At 59.9% G+C, this 369-nt stretch carries 1 pseudogene; it reads right to left on the bottom strand.

What is annotated here, in order from left to right:
• A pseudogene (locus tag VSR82_RS40150) lies at positions 1-167 on the bottom strand (GTP-binding protein); the annotation flags it as partial.
• Positions 168-369: the final 202 nt, after the last annotated feature.

Below are 369 nucleotides of genomic sequence, written 5' to 3'. Positions count from 1 at the left end.
ACGATGTCCGCGTCCGGAAAACGCGTGAGCATGCGGTCGACGGCCTCGAGGTTGATCGACGCGTCCTCGCGGATCGCCGTGTGCGGGCAGCCGCCCGTCTCGACGCCCATGATGCGTTCGGCCGGCAACGCGCCCGCGACCGTCAGCAGACGCTCTTTCATATTAGTGTTTGTATGAAATCAGAACTTGGCTAATTGACGATGCTTGTTTGTCCGTCATATTCGTGCGGTCCTTCTCATCCAGGAGAGCACCGAATCCATGACGAGCAAACCGGCACCTCACCGCCCGCAGACGCCGCAACCTCCCGTCCTCAAACAACTGGCCTTTGCCTTTCCGTTTCTGCGCAAGGCGCAAGGCAATGCCAGTGCA

This window comes from Burkholderia sp. JPY481 (genome assembly GCF_038900515.1).
Taxonomy (GTDB): domain Bacteria; phylum Pseudomonadota; class Gammaproteobacteria; order Burkholderiales; family Burkholderiaceae; genus Paraburkholderia; species Paraburkholderia youngii.
This window is presented reverse-complemented; position numbering and strand designations above follow the sequence as displayed.